The sequence below is a fragment of the Bartonella vaga genome (genome assembly GCF_037070895.1).
GTDB lineage: Bacteria > Pseudomonadota > Alphaproteobacteria > Rhizobiales > Rhizobiaceae > Bartonella.
Genome location: NZ_JAYMZK010000005.1, coordinates 1 through 21,941, shown reverse-complemented (window position 1 = coordinate 21,941; position 21,941 = coordinate 1). Strand labels below are relative to the sequence as shown.

At 37.5% G+C, this 21,941-nt stretch carries 21 protein-coding genes and 1 tRNA gene; 6 read left to right on the top strand and 16 right to left on the bottom strand.

The window, feature by feature from the left end; all coding sequences use genetic code 11:
* The first annotated feature begins 30 nt into the window (after nt 1-30).
* The 3 genes from mgtE to ppa all read left to right on the top strand — a co-directional run bounded on the left by mgtE (nt 31) and on the right by ppa (nt 4,030).
* The gene (gene mgtE / locus WCP76_RS04270; protein ID WP_336294446.1) at nt 31-1,407 is read left to right on the top strand and encodes a magnesium transporter; all 1,377 of its coding nucleotides are present in this window, start codon (nt 31-33) and stop codon (nt 1,405-1,407) included.
* Nucleotides 1,408-1,606: 199 nt separating this feature from the next.
* A complete protein-coding gene (gene typA, locus WCP76_RS04265; protein ID WP_336294445.1) occupies nt 1,607-3,421 on the top strand; it encodes a translational GTPase TypA in 1,815 nt (604 codons plus the stop codon).
* A gap of 81 nt (nt 3,422-3,502) precedes the next feature.
* A complete protein-coding gene (gene ppa / locus WCP76_RS04260; protein WP_336294444.1) occupies nt 3,503-4,030 on the top strand; it encodes an inorganic diphosphatase in 528 nt (175 codons plus the stop codon).
* A gap of 50 nt (nt 4,031-4,080) precedes the next feature.
* Here the strand turns inward: ppa and WCP76_RS04255 are convergent, their stop codons facing one another.
* The 14 genes from WCP76_RS04255 to WCP76_RS04190 form a co-directional block, all read right to left on the bottom strand.
* Nucleotides 4,081-4,401 carry a DUF167 domain-containing protein gene (locus WCP76_RS04255; RefSeq protein ID WP_336294524.1) on the bottom strand — a complete coding sequence of 107 codons (321 nt, stop codon included), beginning with the start codon at nt 4,399-4,401 and terminating at the stop codon, nt 4,081-4,083.
* Nucleotides 4,402-4,425: 24 nt separating this feature from the next.
* Nucleotides 4,426-4,719 carry a YggT family protein gene (locus tag WCP76_RS04250; protein WP_336294443.1) on the bottom strand — a complete coding sequence of 98 codons (294 nt, stop codon included), beginning with the start codon at nt 4,717-4,719 and terminating at the stop codon, nt 4,426-4,428.
* A gap of 311 nt (nt 4,720-5,030) precedes the next feature.
* Nucleotides 5,031-5,591: an invasion associated locus B family protein gene (locus WCP76_RS04245; protein WP_336294442.1), complete on the bottom strand. Its 561-nt coding sequence runs from the start codon at nt 5,589-5,591 to the stop codon at nt 5,031-5,033.
* Nucleotides 5,592-5,701: 110 nt separating this feature from the next.
* Nucleotides 5,702-6,223, bottom strand: a complete 522-nt coding sequence (locus tag WCP76_RS04240) for an RNA pyrophosphohydrolase (protein WP_336294441.1) — start codon at nt 6,221-6,223, stop codon at nt 5,702-5,704.
* A 45-nt stretch (nt 6,224-6,268) separates the two neighbouring features.
* Complete coding sequence (locus WCP76_RS04235) at nt 6,269-7,579, bottom strand: S41 family peptidase (RefSeq protein WP_336294440.1); 1,311 nt, start codon at nt 7,577-7,579, stop codon at nt 6,269-6,271.
* Entirely contained in the window at nt 7,576-8,793 is a 1,218-nt protein-coding gene (locus WCP76_RS04230; RefSeq protein WP_336294439.1) for a murein hydrolase activator EnvC family protein, read from the bottom strand. Before WCP76_RS04230 ends, WCP76_RS04235 begins: the two co-directional genes overlap by 4 nt.
* Nucleotides 8,794-8,940: 147 nt before the next feature.
* Complete coding sequence (rlmH, locus tag WCP76_RS04225) at nt 8,941-9,423, bottom strand: 23S rRNA (pseudouridine(1915)-N(3))-methyltransferase RlmH (RefSeq protein ID WP_336294438.1); 483 nt, start codon at nt 9,421-9,423, stop codon at nt 8,941-8,943.
* Between the two features lies 1 nt (nt 9,424).
* Nucleotides 9,425-9,868, bottom strand: a complete 444-nt coding sequence (rsfS, locus tag WCP76_RS04220) for a ribosome silencing factor (RefSeq protein ID WP_336294437.1) — start codon at nt 9,866-9,868, stop codon at nt 9,425-9,427.
* A 30-nt stretch (nt 9,869-9,898) separates the two neighbouring features.
* On the bottom strand, nt 9,899-10,501 hold the full coding sequence (locus tag WCP76_RS04215; protein ID WP_336294523.1) for a nicotinate-nucleotide adenylyltransferase: 603 nt from the start codon (nt 10,499-10,501) through the stop codon (nt 9,899-9,901).
* Nucleotides 10,502-10,530: 29 nt separating this feature from the next.
* Nucleotides 10,531-11,787, bottom strand: coding sequence for a glutamate-5-semialdehyde dehydrogenase (locus WCP76_RS04210; protein ID WP_336294436.1), 1,257 nt, complete (start codon nt 11,785-11,787; stop codon nt 10,531-10,533).
* A 48-nt stretch (nt 11,788-11,835) separates the two neighbouring features.
* A complete protein-coding gene (proB, locus tag WCP76_RS04205) occupies nt 11,836-12,975 on the bottom strand; it encodes a glutamate 5-kinase (RefSeq protein ID WP_336294435.1) in 1,140 nt (379 codons plus the stop codon).
* A 14-nt stretch (nt 12,976-12,989) separates the two neighbouring features.
* Nucleotides 12,990-14,003: a GTPase ObgE gene (gene obgE / locus WCP76_RS04200; RefSeq protein WP_336294434.1), complete on the bottom strand. Its 1,014-nt coding sequence runs from the start codon at nt 14,001-14,003 to the stop codon at nt 12,990-12,992.
* Nucleotides 14,004-14,184: 181 nt separating this feature from the next.
* Nucleotides 14,185-14,907 (bottom strand): RlmE family RNA methyltransferase, encoded by a 723-nt coding sequence (locus WCP76_RS04195; protein ID WP_336294433.1) that lies wholly within the window; start codon nt 14,905-14,907, stop codon nt 14,185-14,187.
* Between the two features lie 1,508 nt (nt 14,908-16,415).
* Nucleotides 16,416-16,550 carry a hypothetical protein gene (locus WCP76_RS04190; protein ID WP_336294432.1) on the bottom strand — a complete coding sequence of 45 codons (135 nt, stop codon included), beginning with the start codon at nt 16,548-16,550 and terminating at the stop codon, nt 16,416-16,418.
* Between the two features lie 787 nt (nt 16,551-17,337).
* Here WCP76_RS04190 and WCP76_RS04185 point away from each other — a divergent pair.
* Both WCP76_RS04185 and WCP76_RS04180 read left to right on the top strand, forming a co-directional pair.
* A complete protein-coding gene (locus WCP76_RS04185) occupies nt 17,338-17,526 on the top strand; it encodes a hypothetical protein (protein WP_336294431.1) in 189 nt (62 codons plus the stop codon).
* Nucleotides 17,523-17,663, top strand: coding sequence for a hypothetical protein (locus WCP76_RS04180; RefSeq protein ID WP_336294430.1), 141 nt, complete (start codon nt 17,523-17,525; stop codon nt 17,661-17,663). Before WCP76_RS04185 ends, WCP76_RS04180 begins: the two co-directional genes overlap by 4 nt.
* 147 nt (nt 17,664-17,810) lie before the next feature.
* Here WCP76_RS04180 and WCP76_RS04175 read toward each other — a convergent pair.
* Nucleotides 17,811-17,885: transfer RNA gene (locus WCP76_RS04175), tRNA-Gln, on the bottom strand.
* A gap of 853 nt (nt 17,886-18,738) precedes the next feature.
* Between WCP76_RS04175 and WCP76_RS04170 the strand changes: the two genes are divergently transcribed.
* Complete coding sequence (locus WCP76_RS04170) at nt 18,739-19,341, top strand: superoxide dismutase (protein WP_336294429.1); 603 nt, start codon at nt 18,739-18,741, stop codon at nt 19,339-19,341.
* 83 nt (nt 19,342-19,424) lie between these two features.
* Here WCP76_RS04170 and WCP76_RS04165 read toward each other — a convergent pair whose 3' ends face one another.
* Complete coding sequence (locus WCP76_RS04165) at nt 19,425-21,518, bottom strand: S9 family peptidase (protein ID WP_336294428.1); 2,094 nt, start codon at nt 21,516-21,518, stop codon at nt 19,425-19,427.
* Nucleotides 21,519-21,941 lie beyond the last annotated feature (423 nt).

Sequence of the window (21,941 nt, the reverse complement as noted above, 5' to 3'; positions counted from 1 at the left end):
ATTCTCTAATCCTTCGGAAGGTACTTTATCATGACTGAAATCAAAATGACCTTCGACTTAAAAGATTCTTCTCCTGAAACTCTCGCAGAAGAATTAAAAAATTACCACTTTGCTGACTCAATTGATATCATCAATAACCTCGATGTCATGGAGCGCGTAGCTATTCTTAGCCTATTACCTCTTGATTATGTCATTGAGCTCTTTGACAAACCAGAACTTGAACAACCAGCCGCTATTCTTGAACTTCTCCCCGTGAATCGCTCTGTCGAAATTCTTGATGGCATGTCTGCAGATGCCGCTGCAGATGTCTTTCAAGAAATGAATAAAGAAACTCGCACTCGACTTTATGCCTTACTCAGACCCTTAACACGAGCTGAACTAAAAAAACTTACCAGTTATCCTGATCATACAGCTGGCGCACTGATGACAACAGAGTTTATAGCGGTTCCCGCAAACTGGACTGTAAAAAAAACTCTAAATCACATTCGCGATGTCGAACGAACACGAGAAACAGTTTATACGAGCTATGTTATTGATCCCAAAACAGGCGTCCTTCTCAAAGCTGTTTCACTACGCAATCTTATTCTTGCTTCACCTGATGATCAAATTCTAAACGTCTCGACACATGACACACCCGTTACGATATCCCCTTTCACGCATCATGAAGACATTGCGCGTCTTTTTCAGCGGCATGATCTTCTCTCTGTACCTGTTATTGATGACTCTAATCACGTCATTGGTATCGTGACAGTCGATGATGTACTTGATGCTATGGTCGACGAAATGAATGAAGATGCTTATAAATTTGGAGGTTTGGAAGCTCTCGATAAACCTTATATGCAAATAAACTTTTTTGGGATGATGAAAAAACGTGGCGGTTGGCTTGCATTGCTATTTGTTGGCGAAATGTTGACGGCCAGCGCTATGCAATATTTTGAAACAGAACTTGAAAAAGTTATCACTCTTACACTGTTTATTCCTCTTATCATGAGTTCTGGAGGAAACTCTGGTTCGCAAGCGACATCACTTATTATTCGCGCATTAGCTTTACGTGAACTAACCCTCAAAGACTGGTGGAAAATCATTATCCGCGAGATCCCAACGGGGATATCCCTGGGATTGTTCCTTGGAATTATTGGAATTATGCGTATTGTTATTTGGCAACAAATAGGTATCTACAACTACGGTGAACACTGGATTTTGATAGCTATAACTGTAGGTACAGCTTTGGTTGGCATCGTTACGTTCGGTTCCTTATCTGGCTCCATGCTTCCCTTTATTCTTAAACGGTTAGGATTTGATCCAGCAAGTGCTTCAGCACCCTTTGTCGCAACTCTAGTGGATGTTATGGGGATTGTAATCTATTTTTCAGTTGCCTCCTTTATTTTATCTGGAACTCTACTCTAACGTGAGAAGCAAAAAAGTTTTTTGGCAAACCATTTCAAGCCAATAGAACATCAAAAGCTTTTACAAACACTTTTCTATAAAAATATTTCCTCCTCTTCCAAAATTTAAAAAAAACATGTAAAAGGTTTTGTAATAGTAAGATAAGGGGCGCAGAAAATTGCCTCAAATGAAATCTCATTAAACGAAAAGAAGAAAATTTATGCAATTGCGGAACATCGCTATCATTGCCCACGTTGATCATGGCAAAACAACACTCGTGGACGAGCTTCTCAAACAATCAGGAAATTTTCGCGATAATCAGCGTACCAGTGAACGTATGATGGATTCAAATGACATTGAAAAAGAACGCGGAATTACAATTCTTGCAAAAGTGACATCTGTTGTTTGGAAAGATACCAGAATTAACATTGTTGATACACCAGGCCACGCTGATTTTGGTGGAGAAGTCGAACGTATTTTGAATATGGTAGATGGAGCAATCGTTCTTGTTGATGCCGCTGAAGGTCCGATGCCGCAAACAAAATTTGTTGTTGGAAAAGCATTGAAAGTAGGTTTACGCCCAATTGTTGCTATCAACAAAATTGATAGAACTGATGCACGTGCTGATGAAGTTATCAATGAAGTTTTTGATCTTTTTGCCGCTCTCGACGCAACCGATGAACAGCTTGATTTTCCTGTTCTTTATGGTTCAGGCCGCGATGGATGGATGGCTGAATCTCCTGAAGGACCGAAAGATCAAGGGCTGAATCCTTTATTTGATCTTGTAACCCGTCATGTCCCTTCCCCCAGGGTCTCTGAAGGACCATTCCGTATGATCGGAACTATCCTGGAAGCAGATCCGTTTCTAGGACGCATTATTACAGGACGCATTCATTCAGGCTCTATAAAGCCCAATCAAAGTGTCAAAGTTCTTGGTCAAGATGGAAAGCTTTTAGAAACAGGACGTATTGCAAAAATTTTAGCATTTCGTGGACTAGAACGACAACCTATCGAAGAAAGTGTTGCCGGTGATATTGTCGCAATTGCAGGTCTTCAAAAAGGTACTGTTGCTGATACTTTCTGTGACCCTGCGGTCAATGAACCCCTCACCGCTCAACCAATCGATCCTCCCACTGTTACTATGAGCTTTCTAGTTAATGACAGCCCTCTTGCTGGGACTGAAGGAGATAAAGTAACAAGTCGTGTCATCCGTGATCGTTTGTTGAAAGAAGCAGAAGGTAATGTAGCCCTTAAAGTTGAAGAATCATCCGATAAAGATTCTTTCTATGTTTCAGGACGGGGAGAGCTACAACTTGCAGTTCTCATAGAAAATATGCGCCGGGAAGGATTTGAGCTTAGTGTTTCACGTCCACGCGTCGTGATGCAAAAAGATGAAAACGGAGCCACTCTTGAACCAATCGAAGAAGTTGTTATCGATGTTGATGAGGAATATTCCGGAGCTGTCGTTCAAAAAATGTCCGAACGTAAAGGTGAAATGGTTGAGTTGCGACCTTCCGGAGGAAATCGTGTCCGTCTTGTCTTTTACGCACCGACTCGAGGACTTATAGGTTACCAATCCGAGCTTTTAACTGACACGCGTGGTACAGCTATTATGAATCGTCTTTTCCATGCATATGAATCTTACAAAGGAGACATTAGTGGCCGTGTCAATGGTGTTATGATTTCAAATGATAGCGGTGAATCTGTCGCTTATGCTCTTTATAATCTTGAAGATCGTGGACCTATGGTAATCGGTGCCGGTGTTAAAGTCTATCAGGGTATGATTATTGGCATTCACTCACGTGATAACGACTTAGAAGTAAATGTTTTAAAAGGAAAAAAGCTAACCAACATGCGTGCTTCTGGAAAAGATGAAGCCGTAAAATTAACCCCTCCTATCAAAATGACACTCGAACGTGCTCTCTCGTGGATACAAGACGATGAACTTGTGGAAGTAACCCCTAAAAATATTCGTCTACGCAAACTCTATCTAGATCCTAATGAACGTAAGCGTTTTGAAAAAACACGCTCATAAAATTTAACCTAATTTCATAATTTTCTTGGTCAAAATATTTTATTGATTTAGTTTCGTCATACTCCGGAAAGGATATTTATTATGAATATTAAGGAAATACCTGTTGGTAAAAATCCGCCAGAAGATATCAATGTCATTGTAGAAGTCTCTCTTGGTGGTCAACCAATAAAATATGAGATGGATAAAAAATCGGAAGCATTATTCGTTGATCGTTTTCTGCATACATCAATGGTTTATCCTGGAAATTACGGTTTTGTCCCACATACTCTCTCAGATGATGGTGACCCCATCGATGTTCTTATCTGTAACACCCGCCCACTCATGCCTGGTTGTGTTATTAATGTTGTCCCCATAGGTGCTTTGCTTATGGAAGATGACGGTGGCAAAGATGAAAAAATTATTGCCATTCCTGCCCCGAAATTAACAAAACGCTATATCAATATTCATGACTATACAGATCTTCCTGAAATTACGCTAAAGCAAATCGAGCATTTCTTCGAACATTACAAAGATCTTGAGCCCGGGAAATGGGCAAAAATTGAAGGTTGGCGTGATAAAAACTTTGCACACAAACTAATTAAACAAGCTATTGAACGCAATGAAAGATAGCTATTTCAAAGAAGTAAAGCCTGTTTTTCAAACAGGTTTTTATCTTTCATTTATTTTGGCGTAGGAATACAATCTTCTAAAGCCTGCAAGATTTTCCTTAGCTTTTCTAAATGTCCTGAAAAATAAAGCTGTTTGTAGCGTGATGTCGCGCCACTCTTAAGAGAAATGCAAGAAAATGGAATTTTCCATTGCTTGGCCAAAAATTTAATTAATGCTTTATTTGCTTTTCCATTTTCAGGAACAGTGCGAAGGCGTATAATTAAATATTTTTTTCCATCATTTCTATACTCGACTCCCATTATTCTATCAGCTGAAACCTTAGGGATTAAGTATACAAACAGCACTACGCCATTATCAACTTGATGAAACACATTCATTCATCTCACCTAGTATTTCTATAGATAAAAGTTTATATAAGCGCGCCACATAAAGATACGAATAAAATAAATAATTATAAATACTACCATAGGCGAAATATCAATTGTTCCAAGATTTGGCAAAATTAGCCGGATACGGCTTAAAACTGGATCCGTAAGGCGATACAGAAAACTTCCTATAAAAACAATAAAATGATTGCGTGCATTTATGATGTTAAATATATGAAGCCAAGAAAAAATGACACTCGCAATTAAAATATCAATATAAATATTTAAAATAAAATCCACAGCTTGAAGCAATGTATACACCATACCTTATTCCTCTTTCAACTAAAGAAACAGAAGGTCATATATAGAATTCTCATTATAACTAGGCTATTTATTAAACAATAGTTCTATATCCCAATTCTTCATCTTTATATTATAATGATGATAAACCCAAGAAAACAAATATCAGAATAAAACTAGCTTACAAAAATAGAATCAATAGTAAATAAACTACAAACTTTCAAAAAGCTCTGAACATCTCTTATACTATAAATTTACTGTTTTAACTGTACGCTTATTATAAAAGTTCTTGAACTAAAAACGGCCTTAGAGGCCGTTTTGTTGTATTTTTAAGACTATTTCTGCAAAGCAGTTAAACGATCAAGAGCCTTTCCAAACCCATTTAGCTGAACAAACAAATCATTCAAAGCTGGTTCACCAGGAGTAGCAATTGCCATAGACAACTTCAAATTTTTGCCAGCACGTAAAGCTGCTACGTGATTTTTGTCAAAAACTACTGGAACAACGCAACCTGCTGGTACACAGGTCCGGATACTGGTATCGAGAGCGGACTTTCCTTCATCGACTTTTAAATGAACAGGCTTAGAAACCGCAATACCAAAAGGAACCGTTAAATTACCAGATACAACATTATCGGCACTAAGAATAAGGGTCATAGCTACAACGACACGACCCTGATCATTCACCTCCTGACGATGCATAAAACAAACTTTCTTCCCCTTCTCTAAATCACACCTAACGGTCCACAAACCGTAGATTTCTGTCAAGGAAGAAGCACCATTTGGCAATGTAGCTGCTACATCTTTAGCTGAAGCAGCTTTTAAACCCGATACAAATGCTACAGAAGAAATACTCAAGAGAGTAAAAATTACAAGTAAATTAAATAACTTTTTCATCTTATATTCCAGTTCTTTAGATAAAAGAGAAACATTCTTATTATCTTTTAATAATTTTACATAATATTAAGCATCTTAATAAAAAAAGAGCTTTTATAATCATATAGCTTTTATAATTGTCTAAAGCTACCTCGAAATTCATTGACAACTTTCATATAGACATGCCTTTTGAAAGAGATAACAATCGAAGGAAGAGTTTCTAGATCGACCCATTTCCATTTATCAAACTCTGCTTTATGACCGTCTGGTGGGGGATTGATTACGATTTCAGAAAGGTTCCCCGTAAATTGAAAAGCAAACCATTTTTGTATTTGTCCACGATATTTATTACTTAATGTGCACCCAATAAGTTCTTGTGGAAAATCATAATGAAACCAACTCTGTGCTTCCTTAATAAACTTTACAGACCGAATCCCCGTTTCTTCGTAAAGTTCACGGCATGCTGCACCTAATGGCTCTTCATTCTCATCGATTCCCCCTTGAGGGAGCTGCCAACGATTGAGCATTTCTGTGCTAGCATGAGAACGTGTTATTAAACGGCGCCCAACCCAAACTTTCCCTACATGATTAAATACAACAATTCCAACACATTTCCTATAAGGAAGGAGCTTAAAATTAACCACTGGCTTCATTCAATTATCCCACCACTACCAAGTATAAACTGGACACATCCTTTTTCACTTTAAAATATCCTTATTGGGATCTGATGGAAACGCTACATTTGCCATTTCACCTCGTAGCAACTTATAAGCCTCATGCAACTGAACATCATCCTTAGGCTCTTGTGGAACAAAAGCAGCTGAACCAGACCCTTTATTATTTTCTCTTTTCCCTTTGATATGTCCTTTTAATGCAGATTCACCAACCTTTACATCATAACCTTTATATTTTTCAGGCAGTGGTTGTTCTACAATAATATCAGGTGTAATTCCAGTTCCCTGAATTGAAGTGCCAGACGGCGTGTAATAAAGTGCCGTTGTTAAGCGTAAAGCACCATTTTCACCCAACGGGATAATCGTCTGAACAGACCCCTTCCCAAAGGATTGAGTGCCTAAAATTGTCGCACGACGATGATCTTGTAATGCACCTGCAACAATTTCAGAGGCACTTGCCGAACCACCATTAATAAGCACAATAAGAGGTTTTCCATTGATGATATCTCCTGGCTTAGCATCAAATCTTGTCACATCACTCTTTTTACGCCCGCGTGTCGATACAATCTCGCCTTTATTAAGAAAGGCATCAGAAACACTAATAGCTTGGTCTAAAAGACCACCAGGATTAAGCCTTAAATCAAGAACATACCCTTTCAATTTATCTTGAGGAACTTTCGATTGAATATCTTTAATTGCCGCCCGAAGATTGCCAAAGGTTTGTTCAGAAAATTGAATGATTCTTAAGTACCCAATATCATTCTCAATGCGATATTTCACTGCTTTCACTTTAATGATATCACGAACAACCTTAATTTCGAGTGGCTTATCAACACCAGCACGAATAATTGTCAACGTAATTGGTGTCTTAGGAGCACCCCGCATCTTATTAACAGCTTCATTTAATGTTTGACCATTCGTCTGAACACCATCAATTTTTGAAATGAGATCCCCCGCCAAAATACCCGCTTTTGAAGCAGGTGTATCATCCATCGGAGAAACAACTTTAATTAAATTTTTTTCCATGGTTACTTCAATACCAAGCCCTCCGAATTCTCCCTTTGTAGAATCCCTCATTTCCTTGGCTTCTTCAGCATTCATATAAGAAGAATGAGGATCAAGCGATGTGAGCATACCATTGATAGCATTTTCAATAAGCTTTTTATCATCTGGAACCGTCACGTATTGCATACGTACTCGCTCAAAGACATCTCCAAATATAGCCAGCTGCTTATATACATCACTTTCGCTGTTGGCAGCAACAGACTGCACCATAATCATTGAACTAGCGCCGAGAAATATCCCAGCGACCAAAAGAATAACTCTACGAATCATTTTGGTTCCTTCTTGTTTTTGTCAGTCCGCCACCAAGGAGTTGGATTCACAATCTTCCCTCGCTTCCTAAACTCAATGTAAAGCATTGGAGCAGTTTTTCCTATATCCAATGCAACGCTGTTCGCAATAAATTTCATTCCCATTGTTCCAAGAGGTTCACCTGCAAGAACAAACTGCCCCTGAGTTACATTGATTCTCGACATCCCTATAAGAATAATATGGTAACCACTCCCAACATTGAGAATGATTAACTGTCCGTAAGAACGAAATGGTCCAGCAAAAGCAACAAGAGCATCAGCAGGCGATATAACAACAGCTGCTGATTCTGTTTCAATCATTTCACCAAAGCGTGTAATCTGCGAACTCTCGTGAATATTTTGAACTTTTTTTCCTAAAACAGGAAAAAGTAAAGAACCTTTTCGTCTTTCAAAATTGGACTTCTCCAACAATTGCAAATTTTTCCTTACCTGTATTGATACATCAGAGCTAAGTTTTGATTGATGATCAAGCTCTAAAATCAATTCTTCCAAAGACTGCGCTTTTTTAGCAAGAACAATGTTTTTTTGTTGCTGCTCTGTAAGTTCTTCTTCTGATTTTTTTTGTAGTTTGGATTTTTTTTCCAATAAAAGCTCTAAATGCTTTCGCTGCTCTGCTTGATTTTGTATTTTAGTCTTTAAAGCCGCATATTCTGTGGCAATTGAATTGCTCAAATTAGTCAACTCCTTGAGACTCTCTGTTAAAGCGCGTGTTTTCTCTTGCATCTTAAGAATAACAGCTCCTAATAAAACAGAACTACGTACAGAAGTTAACACATCTTTAGGCTGCATCATAAGAGCAGGAACCGGATTCAGACCCATGCGTTCTAAGATGGCAAGAACTTCCGAAAGTTCAGCGCGACGGCTTTTTAAACTTTGATGAACTTGTGCCCGTTTTTCCATCATTTTTTTTAGCTTTTCTTCTCTTTCAGCAATATCATTTGCTACTATACGTTCTCCTTTAGCAGCTGCTATTAATGCATTACTCAAAGCACGTTGATCTTTCTTTAAATCCTCAACTTGACGTGTAAGAAAAGTAACACGTTCACGTGAAATAGAAATATTTTTACGGATTTCTACCAACGCTTTATGTGCCGTTTCTATACTACTCACTGTATCTTCAGCATGTGATATAGACAAGCAAAACATCATACTTAAAAACAGCACGACAAATATCACGCATTCCTCATATAAATATCGTATTTTTCCCATGAAGAAGCTTCTTCATTTGTCTAATCATTAAACATCATCTCATAAATTAGAGATGCTTTAAATGATGTCGCCTAAAACAATGTTAAGAAATGCCCAAAATTACATAAAAAAATATTAAATACGATGATAAGGATGATTCCTAACAATTGTTACAGCCCGGTAAAGCTGTTCTATCAGCAATATACGCGCAATTTGATGTGGCCACGTCATAGAACCAAAGGATAAAAGAAAATCAGCGCGATGCCTTATCTGTTCATTATGCCCATCAGGCCCCCCCAAAGCCATTATGACATCGTGAACCCCTTCATCGCGATAAAGCTCAAGTTTTTCAGCAAAAGCACATGATGAAATTGACTTTCCACGCTCATCCAACACAATTAATCTACACTTTTCAGGCAAAAACTCAATAAGTTTCCTTCCCTCTTCTTCCACGCGCTGCCTCACTGATTGAGCACGACTTTCTGATATCTCCTGCAGCTTTTTAAAATGAAACCCCACTGCTCCAGAACTTTTAGAAAAACGTTCTAAATAATGATGAACTAATTTGTGCTCTACCCCCTGCTTCATGCGACCAACAGCAAAAATAGAAATTTGCACGTTAATAATCTCCAAAACAAGTTGACTTCGTATTATCTAAATCTGGAGTAAGCCACAATTTTTCTAAATTATAAAAGAGACGAATTTCCGGACGAAAAAGATGAACGATAATATCTCCTGTATCAATCAATACCCAATCACCTCCCGAAAGTCCCTCCACGCTTGCGCAACCATATCCACTGTCTTTCCAAGCACATAACAAAGAATCAGCAACAGCAGATACATGACGTTGTGAATGTGCTGAGGCTATGACCATATAATCAGCTAAAGATGACTTACCATAAAGATCAATAGAAACTATATCCTCTGCTTTTTTGCTTTCCAAACTATCAAGAATAATTTTAAGACCATCACCTACAGGAAAGGTTTTTCTTTCTGTAGGTGAAGCAATACCGTAAAGGTGTTTTTTTGAAATGTTTTTCAGATTGATATCCTTTCTTATCATTTGGAGTATAAATTAAAGAGAAGCAGAACTTTAAAAATGTTCAAGAAAATTATCCTCCTTTAAACGAAGATCTGTTGAAGATTGAAAAGATAAAGGTCCATGCAAATAAGTCCAAACGGGTGGTTTTATAAAAGGTAATCGTACACTTTCTCTCTCATCTAAACGAAAAGAACGATAAATGTGTGCCATAGAAGAAGACAGCGCTGACATATGTATAAAAGGACGATCAATAATTGCAATAGGAAGCATAGATACGATATCATGCCATCGATACCAACGATGAAACATTGCAAAACTATCTGCTCCCATAACCCACACAAAACGTACTCCATGACAATGCGCAAGAATATGAGAAACCGTATCTACTGATACTTTACTGCCTATAGCCTGCTCAAAACCCGTTACGCGAATCTTTGGATGATCAATAAGCTCCATACTTAGCCGCATTCTCTCATCTAAAGATGGTAAGTATGTACCATTTTTAAAAGGGTTTCTTGGAGTTACCATCCACCACAATTGATCAAGACGCAATCGCCGAATCGCAACTTTTGCAACAAGGAGATGCCCCATATGCGGTGGATTAAAAGACCCACCGAAGAGACCTACGATATTAGATCTTTCAACATGCGGCATGCGATCTTTCCAAGGAAAAAATGTATCTTTCAAGGCCTAATCTGTCCATTTCCTTTAATATGGTACTGAAATGATGTTAGCTGCTCAATACCTATGGGACCCCGCGCATGCATTTTTCCTGTTGCTATACCAATCTCTGCTCCGAAACCAAATTCACCTCCATCAGCGAATTGGGTAGATGCATTATGAAGCAAAATCGCCGAATCCAAACGATCAAAAAATATTTTTACTACCCCCATATCCTCAGCAATAATAGATTCCGTGTGCCCTGATGAATAACGTTGAATGTGCGCAACGGCTCCCTCAATACCTTCAACTGTTTTAACAGAAACAATTGTATCAAGATATTCGTGCGACCAATCTTCTTCAGAAGCTAATTTTACGCCTCGCATAAGACAAACAATATCTTCGGTTGCACGAATTTCACACCCCCTTTCCTGTAAAGCAGTCAGAACAGGAAGAAACTTTTTTAACGCCTGACGATCAATTAGAACTGTCTCAACAGCACCACATACACCTGTTCTCCGTAACTTTGCATTTAAAACAATATGGCACGCCATATCTAAATCTGCCGATTGATCAATATAAATATGACAGAGCCCCTCTAAATGTGCAAAAGTTGGAACACGTGCCTCAGACTGAATGCATGCAATAAGGTTTTTCCCTCCACGGGGTATAATAACATCAATCGTACCGCCTAATCCTCTAAGCATTTCTCCAACAGCAGCACGCTCTGTTGTTCCAACCATTTGAACAGCATCTTTAGGAAAACCAGCCTCCTCTAATCCTCTCACAAACGCCGAATGAAGTGCTTGGGAAGAATAAAAACTATCCGAACCACCACGTAAAATTGCAGCATTTCCAGACTTCAAACACAAAGCACTTGCATCAATGGTAACATTCGGTCGACTTTCATAAATTATACCAATCACACCAATAGGTGTACGAACACGGCTAATATGAAGCCCATTTGGACGTGTCCATTCACTCATCACTTGCCCAACAGGATCAGGCAAATAAGCAATTTGTCGAACACTGTCTATAATGCCACGCAAACGTAATTCATCTAATTCGAGCCGATCAACCATAGCCGCTTGCAAATTATTACGAGCTGCATTCGCTAAATCCTGACGGTTAGCCTGTAAGATTTCTGCTGATTTAGCCTCTAAACTCAAAGCTATCATTTCTAATGCTTTGTTCTTTTGTTCAGAGGACATAACAGCCAGTGCAGCGGCAGCATTACGTGCTTTTAGCCCCATCTCCTTCATCTGTTCTTTTAAAGCCATATATTCATTCACTTTGCTGAAATAATATACAAGAGAAAAGATAACTTTTTAAGCAGAAGCGGTCAAGCAGCGTAAAACCATATCATTACGGTGCACCATAGCTGAGCGTGCCCCATATCCAAGGATAGATTCAATTTCTTCGCTTTTGCAGCCCATAATGCGGACCACTTCATCTCTGCCATAACTCACAAGTCCACGAGCAATCTCAACTCCATCTGCATCAACAATCGCAACCGTATCCCCACGATTGAACCTTCCCTTAACCGCAATAACTCCTGCAGCTAATAATGATTTTCCAGTTTCAAGAGCCTTCACCGCTCCTTTATCAACCGTCAAAATACCAGATGGATCTAAATGACCAGAAATCCATGTTTTCCAAGCATTAACAGGTTTTTCACTAGCAGCAAAAAAACTTCTACGTTCTCCCTTATCAATCGCGGCAAGAGGATTCATACGCTTTCCTGAAGTAATTACCATCGCCGTCCCAGCGGAGTTTGCTATTTTTCCGGCATCAAGTTTGGTCTTCATTCCTCCACGAGAAAACTCTGAAGCAGCAACATCTGCCATTTTTTCAATATCACTCGTAATTGATGCAATGAAAGGAATAAACTCAGCCGTTGGATCACGATTAGGAGACTTTGTATAAAAGCCATCAACATCTGATAACAATATTAAAAGATCCGAGCCCATCATTGTTGCCACGCGCGCCGCTAAACGGTCATTATCACCATAGCGAATTTCACTTGTGGCAACAGTATCATTCTCGTTAATAACAGGTACCGCTCCAAAACGCAAAAGTACATTAATAGTAGCACGCGCATTGAGATAACGTCGTCGTTCTTCAGTATCGAACAAAGTGAGTAAGATTTGACCTGTTTTTAACCCATATTGAGCAAGCGCATCACCATATCTTTTAGCTAATTCAATTTGTCCCAAAGCAGCACATGCCTGACTTTCTTCTAATTTTAAAGCTCCCTTAGGAAGTTGTAACAATGTTCTGCCTAAAGCAATGGCACCTGAAGATACCAATAAAATCTCAACGCCTTTTTTACGCAACGCAGCAACATCACTTATCAAACTGTTGAGCCACTCAGTCCGTAAACCTAGCTCAGGATCAACCAAAAGTGCAGATCCAATTTTGATCACAATGCGCTTATAGTGCTCAAGTTTTTGTAATCCAACTGTCATCTTAATCAATCCTGTTATTGCCCACAACCATCCCCTTTGCGTGCCATTTCAATAAGATGTGCAACAGTGCGTAGCACATTTTCTAAACCTTCACGGCTGACCGCAGAAAACATCATCACAGTTTTACCCGTGACTTTTTGCAAAGTTTCTTGTTTAACTCTGCGCTCCTCAATAGTGAGAGTATCTATCTGACTTAAAGCTATAATTTCAGTCTTATCATCAAGACCGTTTCCATATGCCTCTAGTTCATTACGCACAATCTGGTACGCTCTTGCTACATCTTCTTCTTGAGCAGAAATCAAATGAAGTAAAACTCGACAGCGTTCTACATGCCCTAAAAAACGATCCCCAATCCCCACACCTTTATGCGCCCCTGCAATCAAACCAGGAATATCCGCTAAAACAAATTCACGAGCATTAATACGGGCAACACCAAGATGAGGATGAAGAGTCGTAAACGGATAATTTGCAACTTTTGGTTTTGCCGCCGTTACGGATGCTAAAAAGGTTGATTTTCCAGCATTGGGTAAACCAATGAGTCCGCCATCAGCAATTAACTTCAGACGCAGCCACAGCGTACGCTCTTCTCCAGCTAGACCAGGGTTTGCACGACGAGGTGCCCGATTTGTAGGTGTCGTAAAATGAAGATTTCCAAAACCACCATTACCTCCTTTCGCAAGGCGGTAACGTTGTCCAACCTCTGTTAAATCGCAGATTAACGTCTTATTATCTTCTTCAAAAATCTGCGTCCCAACCGGCACTTTAAGAATGATATCATCACCCTTTTCGCCCGACATGTTACGCCCCTTACCATGCCCCCCTGTTTTTGCTCTAAAATGCTGCTGATAGCGATAATCTATCAGCGTGTTAAGACCGTCAACGACAAGAGCCAAAACATCACCACCACGTCCTCCGTTACCCCCATCTGGGCCCCCAAATTCAATGAATTTTTCACGACGAAATGATACTGCCCCTGCCCCTCCATTACCAGAACGAATATAAATTTTAGCTTGATCAAGAAATTTCATTAGAAATGCCTCACTGAGGAATCAATATCTCTACCTCTATAGAGGCGACACCAATTTTACCAGTTTTTCATTATTTGCAAAAGAAAAACCATCGACAATATCACCAACAACTGTTCGAAAACACTTTATTACATTATAAATATGTAAGTAAACCGAAACCTTTTGAAAAGGGGCAGTGTTGTTACACTTCTGTTTTTCCCTTAAACTTAAGCGCTAAAATATAAAGCTCTACTGATTCTGGTCGGCTTGCAGGCGGTTTAACATGATGGACTGTTTTGAAGTTCTGTTTCAAGGTCGTGAGAAGAGTGTTTTCCGCTCCACCTTGAAACGCCTTTGCTAAAAAGTGCCCTCCAGGTTTGAGAACTGAAAGAGCAAAATCAGCAGCAACTTCACATAAATGCACCGTCCTTAAATGATCTGTTTGGCGATGACCTGTTGTTGGGGCTGCCATATCAGAAAGAACCACATCCGGCTTCGCACCTAAAGTATCAATTAACTTCTGCGGTGCATCTTCATGTAAAAAATCCATTTTCAACATCGCAACCCCAGGCAACGGATCAACATGCAAATAATCAATACCAACTATACTAGGTTTTTGATCACTTGTCCCTATCGCCTTAACGACAACTTGACACCACCCTCCCGGCGCCGCTCCCAAATCAATAATTTTTTGACCCTTTTTGAGAAACTTATAGCGTTCATTAATCTCGATTAACTTATAGGCCGCACGCGAACGATAACCATCTACTTTTGACTGATGCACATAAGGATCATTCAAATGTCTCTCTAGCCAACGCCGAGACGACGCTTTAATGGTTCCCGCTTTCTTCTTTACATGCTGGTACAATTCATGTGATCCTGAACCACCATATCCGCCAGTCGGTGTTTTTATCATCTTTTTCATCGTTATCTGCTGTCTCCGTATCTACTAACTACTAGCATTTCAAGCTTTTTCCCGTTCTATGAACATACTATACACCATAGCGTAGCATCAATTCTATAAAAACTCCTTCTCCAAAAACACGATTTAAAAGTCTTAAATTATTGATGAGCTAAACTGCTCTAATAATAGCTAAAATTGCATAACCATTTGAAAGTAAATCTTCTCTCTCGTCCTAGACAGAGAATAACTCATTTTTTTCATGTTCTATAAAGAAAATACTTTATGCAAGTAGAAATGTCTGCATTACGCATTCAAAACAGTATTAACTTACTTCTGTCATAACCTTCTAAATTAAGGTGCATTCCCATCAAAGTCGTAACAGTTCCAAAGATTTTTAAAAATATAATTTTGAGCTAGAGCCCCCAAGGTAAATAACTTGAAAAATTATTAAAAAAAACTTCGCACATAACTCTTCTTTAAAGTCATTTAAACTAATACTATTTCCCAAAAGCGCTCAAGAAACACGATAATATCAGAGTAAAATCTATACAATAATCTACCCAGTTAACTATAAAAAACGTTTTTTGCAAATATCAAGAAAAACAATTACATAAGGATTTGATCCCCTAAAGCATATTACACTCTGAAACAGCAAAATGCATTAAATTAAAGTATCTGCCATTTTTCGTTAAACGGCAAATTTCTGTTGCAAAAAAACGATAATGCTTAATACATTTTTCTTTTAGCTTTAAATGATAAATATTTAATGTTTCAATCACACAGCCCAACACCTATGTATTAAGAAATCCCTAAAGGAAAAGGTTTTTTGGATGATCTAAAAGGAAAAAAAGCGAGACAGACGAATTCTTTAATTTCTGATGCAAGAGAGATATTATCTATTTTTGTTAAAGTTTTTTAATATATCTATGTGTTTTTATTTTTTGCAGTATTTTTTCAAAGGAGCTCTTAAAAAGTCTCAGTGGGAATATTAACTTATCATTACCACTAGGTTTCATTGCCTCCCAATAGCTCGGTAAGTCAAATCGCATACCACGGCTACTATCAATTGTAAAAGTACTAAACCTCATCATCTCCTTATGGAACACAGATAACAACTGTCACAACAAACTGTTTTGCTCTAGCTGTCTAAATTTTTAAGAACAGATATTTTCAAATTTATAAAGCTACTTTAGAGTATTCTGCTTTAGAAAAATACGCTTTCGTCTCTGCGAAATCTAGATCACAAAACATTCATCCTAGTTCATCAAGTTTTTTAGCGGAAATCAGCTCTCCCTTTGGTTTTGGCCTCAACTCTGATCTTTCCAAACACTGAAATATGTTTTTAACTTCCCTACGAACATAGTTCTCAAGCTGCTCACAATAAAGAAACAGATCTGTTGCTGATGCCATAAACGTTGTCGAAAAATCTGTACTCAATATCAGAATGTTCGATATTGCGCATGTGTTCAGCAATGCAGTGCCTCTATCCAGGCCGTTGAATTGTTTGGTCACCAGTTCCTTTTCCACAGTTAGTTTCCTTTTCCTAAATCACCGACAGTCTTACGCACCCAATTGTGCCACGTTACTAACCAATCTATCTCCGTAACATTAGCTCCAGATTTCAAACGCAAGTGATCTCGAAATTTTTCTACCTCAACTTTCACGCACTCTGAATGTAAATTTTCCTGAATTGCAAAATTATAAGTCAGGTTTGAAATTTTCTAGCGGTCTACAGCCACATTTACCCTTCGATGATCGAGATTGTTTTTATTGTAAATCAATGAGTTATGACTCATGAATAGGAAAATAGTTTTGACTTTGATTCGACCTAAACAGTCCTCCAGGACATTATACTCGTTTTACCCCTGAAGCTGATCACCAGTTTTTAAATTTTCAAAACCAATTTCTTTTTTGCTAGAATGATAGTTTTAGTTTTTTTATTATGTATTTTATTATTCATGTTATGTGCATCGCCAAACATAAAATTTGATGCACATGCATTTTTTTACTCGTTCTTTGCTTTATTTTTGTCTCACTAGTACTGCTTTTAATGCTTTCGTGAAAGCCTTATCTAAACTTTCATGAGAGTTGTTGAGTTCGTTTTCGATCTCTAGACTCCATAAACGCCCATCTTTTAATCTGATAATTTTTTTATGCAAAGCAAGGCATTCAATGTTTTATTAAAAAACCTTGATGAACAGCCAATATAGAGAGATAAGAAGCAAGCATCCCCACAAAAAGATTTGTCATTCTTCTAGAATACATCAACAAAGCTGTTGAAACGTTTTTAGCAGAGATAGAATAAAGCATGGAACAAATCTTGCAAAAAGCTGCTTAACAGTATGGGAGTGCTTTCTCTTCCTCAGCACTCCCACCCTTTCTCATAACAACTTTTCATTTAATGCGTGATTCACGCACAAAGGAACTGCATCCAAAATTAGAAAAATAGATATGGCACATCGCACACCCACCATAAAACAGCTAGCCATTACGCGCACCTTGAGAGAAGCAAAAAAACAAAGCTGCCAATTAATAGGAAACAAGCCTACAGGAGAGCCACTTATCTATACTAAATCCGATACACAAATACCAAACTCAGCTGATCACCCAGATAAACTCTTAGGATTTGTCAAAGAATGAATATTATGAAGCTTTTCTCTCTAAGATGCTTGCAATGTCGCGAAAATAAAATCAGCACATGGATTAAGTTAGCAGCAACACGTGCTGCCAATTCAGAGGCCACAGTATCACAACTCAAAGCAGTTTTGGCTGAATAGACACAACATGGCATCCCTCTATACTAAAACGGAAGACATAAAATGATTTGCGATGAAATCAATCAAGAAGGTTCGGGATAGAAAAAAATAACTTAATGGAACCAAAGAAATTAGAAATCCCGAATTTTTAGTCCATTGATTTAATCTTGGCTGGGGTACCTGGATTCGAACCAGGGAATGCCGGTACCAAAAACCGGTGCCTTACCGCTTGGCTATACCCCAAAAACATGTTCATAGTCACTTCTGCACCTTATAGCGATTCCTGTGATGGTACGCAATATCTGAAAATCAAAGCTAGTGCTTTTTTATAATAAAGTTTTTACATTTTGTTCGTCTTACATTAACGTAAAACTTGTAATAGAAATTCATACCTCTGTTACTATGTTCTAATCTTAACGCAAGTAAAAGCTACTTATCTATCAGTTATTTGCATTACTTGTATTTTGCTGTGTTCTGTGTTTTTTTAGAAATATAAAATATGAATTTTATACTTTAACAAATGTATTTAATATTTATCATTAAGCACACTTTTCTTTGTATATTAAAATCTTGACTATTTAAATGGAACAGAAAAAAATGCCGTAATAAATATAATTAACTTATCATAAAAATCCTGTTTTTGACCAATATTTGAGTAAACTACTAGCTATAATCAAGCTTAGAAATAGTATCTGAAAATGACAACCGCTAGTACTCTAATTGCAAATATTGCAATAAAATCAACGATACACTACATCAATAAGCAGGAAACTTTGTAAAGATTGAAAACACTTCAGTGTAATCTTCTAAGCGACAAGAATTAAGAGCTGATAGATATCTAAGTCTATTTTTACTCTAAAAAAGAAAATTATATTTTTATTACCCCGGAGCTATAAATTTTTTCAGAAGCAATATTACATAAGCTAATGATATTTTTACTGATTAAGCGTGTAATCCCCTTAAAATTACCTCTACGAAAAAATAATTATTGAAATTAATTTAATACAAATCAATATTCAACGTTTGCTTTTAGATGCCATAAGTGGCAAACTGGTTTGATTAAATAAGCTTAACAATTAAAATCGAGGAGTTTTAAATGGCTTTTGAATTGGCTGCCTTGCCTTACGATTATGATGCCCTTTCGCCTTATATGTCACGCGAAACACTTGAATATCATCATAATAAGCATCACCTTACTTACCTTAACAATACCAACAATTTGGTGAAAGATTTAGGCCTAGAAAATGAAAGCCTTGAAGGTATTATTAAAAAAAGTTTTGGCAACAATACTGCTTTATTTAATAATGCAGCGCAATGTTATAATCATAGCCATTTTTGGTATTGGATGAAAAAAGGTGGTGGTGGTCAAAAGCTACCTGAAAAATTAGCAAAAGCTATTGAAACTGATCTAGGTGGCTATGATAAATTCCGCGCTGACTTTATTGCTGCTGCTAGTACCCAATTTGGTTCTGGATGGGCATGGGTTGCTGTTAAAGATGGAAAACTTGAAATCACGAAAACACCTAATGGTGAAAATCCTTTAATTCATGATGCTCAACCTATTCTAGGCGTTGATGTGTGGGAGCATTCTTATTACATTGATTACCGCAATGCCCGCCAAAAATATCTTGAAGCTTTCGTAGATAATTTAATTAATTGGGACTATGTTTTGAAGCTTTATGAAGATTGTGGATGTTAAACTATTGGGATAGGTTTACATTCTGTATTAAAGGCTCCATAATCCATCAAATTATGGAGCCTTTTAATAAAGAAAAAATGTGTTTAACCGCAATTGTTTTCCGCTATTTTTAAGATATATGCGTAGATGTATGCCACTTCTTCTAGTTTTGAAAAACGTCCAGATGCACCTGCATGACCCGAATCCATATTAATACGCAATAAAATTGCGTTATCGTCTGTTTTTAAATCTCGTAATTTTGCTACCCATTTTGTAGGCTCCCAATAAGTTACACGAGGATCTGTTAATCCCGCAATAACAAGTATAGGGGGATATTTTTGAGCTTTAACATTATCGTAAGGTGAATAGGAAGCGATAAGATTATAATCCTCTTCTGATTCAAGAGGATTCCCCCATTCAGGCCATTCTGGAGGAGTCAATGGTAGTGAGGCATCTAACATCGTTGTTAAAACATCAACAAAAGGCACATTTGCCACAATTCCAGCAAAGTCCTGTGGAGCTATATTAACGATAGCACCCATCAACATCCCTCCCGCTGAGCCACCGTAGGCAAAAAGTCGATCATGAGAAGTAAACTTATTGTTTACAAGATAGCGTCCGCAAGCAATAAAATCTGTAAATGTATTGTACTTAAAGAGGTGTTTTCCCTTCTCATACCATTCGACTCCTTTTTCTTTTCCTCCACGAATATGGGCAATAGCATAAATAAAACCTCTATTAACCAAAGAAAGTACATTACTATTGAAACTAGCTGGAATGGAAATTCCATAAGCGCCATAACCGTAAAGCAAACAAGGTGCACTACCATTAAGAGCAGTAGAGTTGTGATAAAGAAGTGAAATGGGAATTTTTTCACCATCATCTGCTATTGCTGTAATACGCCGTGTCACATACTCATTTTCATTATGCCCAGAGGGAATGATTCTCGTTTTTAAAAGCACCCGTTTACGACTTTTCATCTCATACTCGAACACTTGATCAGGTGTTGTCATAGATGAATAAGAAAAGCGTATAGTGTGACTGTCATATTCTGCAGCACCTTGTAGACCTAAAGAATAAACTTCTTCAGTAAAAGAAATGGAATGAATTTTTTTAGTGGTACGCTCCATTACTTTTATACGAGGAAGACCCTCAAAACATTCAAGCCAGATAAGAAAATCTTGATAAGCATCATGGGATAATATCAAACGTCCAGGCTGATATTTCACAAGTTCAGACCAATTTTCTGATTGTGGAGATGTGTAGGGTGCTACCATAATTTTGAAATCTTTTGCGTTATCTAGATTGGTCAGAATATAAAAGACATCACCACCTTCTGTCAGTGAATACTCAATACCTTTTTGTCGCTTCCGGACGCATTGAGGAATAGTGAGTGGCGCGTTAGCAGGAATTAACCAAATCTCTGATGTTTCATGGTCATGAATATTAATATAAATAACGTCATTAAGCTTAGAACCACTTACGTATAAGAAAAAGCCTGGATTATCTTCACGAAAAATAAGCCTATCTTGCGATTGATCAGTATTTAATCGATGATAATAGAGCTCTGAAGACCGATGGTTTTCATCCATTTTAGTATAGAAAAAACCTTCTGATTTAGCATCCCACACAATTTGTCCAGATGTATCAGAAATTATGTCATTATAGTCAGACAATGTTTCCAAATTACGAATTTTAGCTCTGTAAAATTCTGATCCTTTGTCATCATAGGTCCATACCACATATTTATGATTGGGAGATTCTTGAACTGCACCGAAATTGAAATATTCTTTACCTTCAGCTAAAGCATCACCATTAAGGTAAATTTTTTTTTCTCCACCGTTTCTTGGTGTCCGAAAGTAATGTGGTTGTTGGCCTCCGGTAACATAAGAAAATCCATAAGCAAAATGGCCATGCTTTACAGGAACAGAACTGTCATTCTCTTGGATACGGCTTTTCATCTCTGTAAAAAGAAAATCTTGCAATGATTTTGTATCAGCCATTTGAGCAGCCTGATAAGCATTTTCATTTTCAAGATGATGTAGAATACTTGTATCAAGACAGAGAGGTTTTTTTAAAACATCTTGCCAATTAGATGCACGCAACCAATAATAGGGATCCTCACGACAAATACCGTGATACATTTCTTTATGGATAATTTTAGATGCTTTTGGCGGAGTTGCTGAAGAACCGGTCATGCATAATCCTATGTTAAAATATATTGATAATTTCGTTTATATGTTAGGATCGTATAATTTATGCAAGTGCGCAAATCTAAAATTTCCGCTTACTTACAAAAATACAATCACAGCAGTTTTCATAATTACATTATGTGCTTCTAGTTATCATAGACCACAAATACTACCTTCTATGAGTACAAGAATATCTTTATAAACTAAACAGATGAAGAAAAATAAACTATTTGGTAGAGAAATTGGAATTTTATTTAAACAGTAGAAATACAATTAAAATGTCGGTATTATGAACTGAAAACGAAAAGGCATTTTCGTGCTATACTTATATGCGATTGTATACTATCACATGATATTCTACTTTTTTATATACTTTATAAGTTTTTATTTTATTTATCGTATTTTTTGAATTTTAACACCATGTAATAT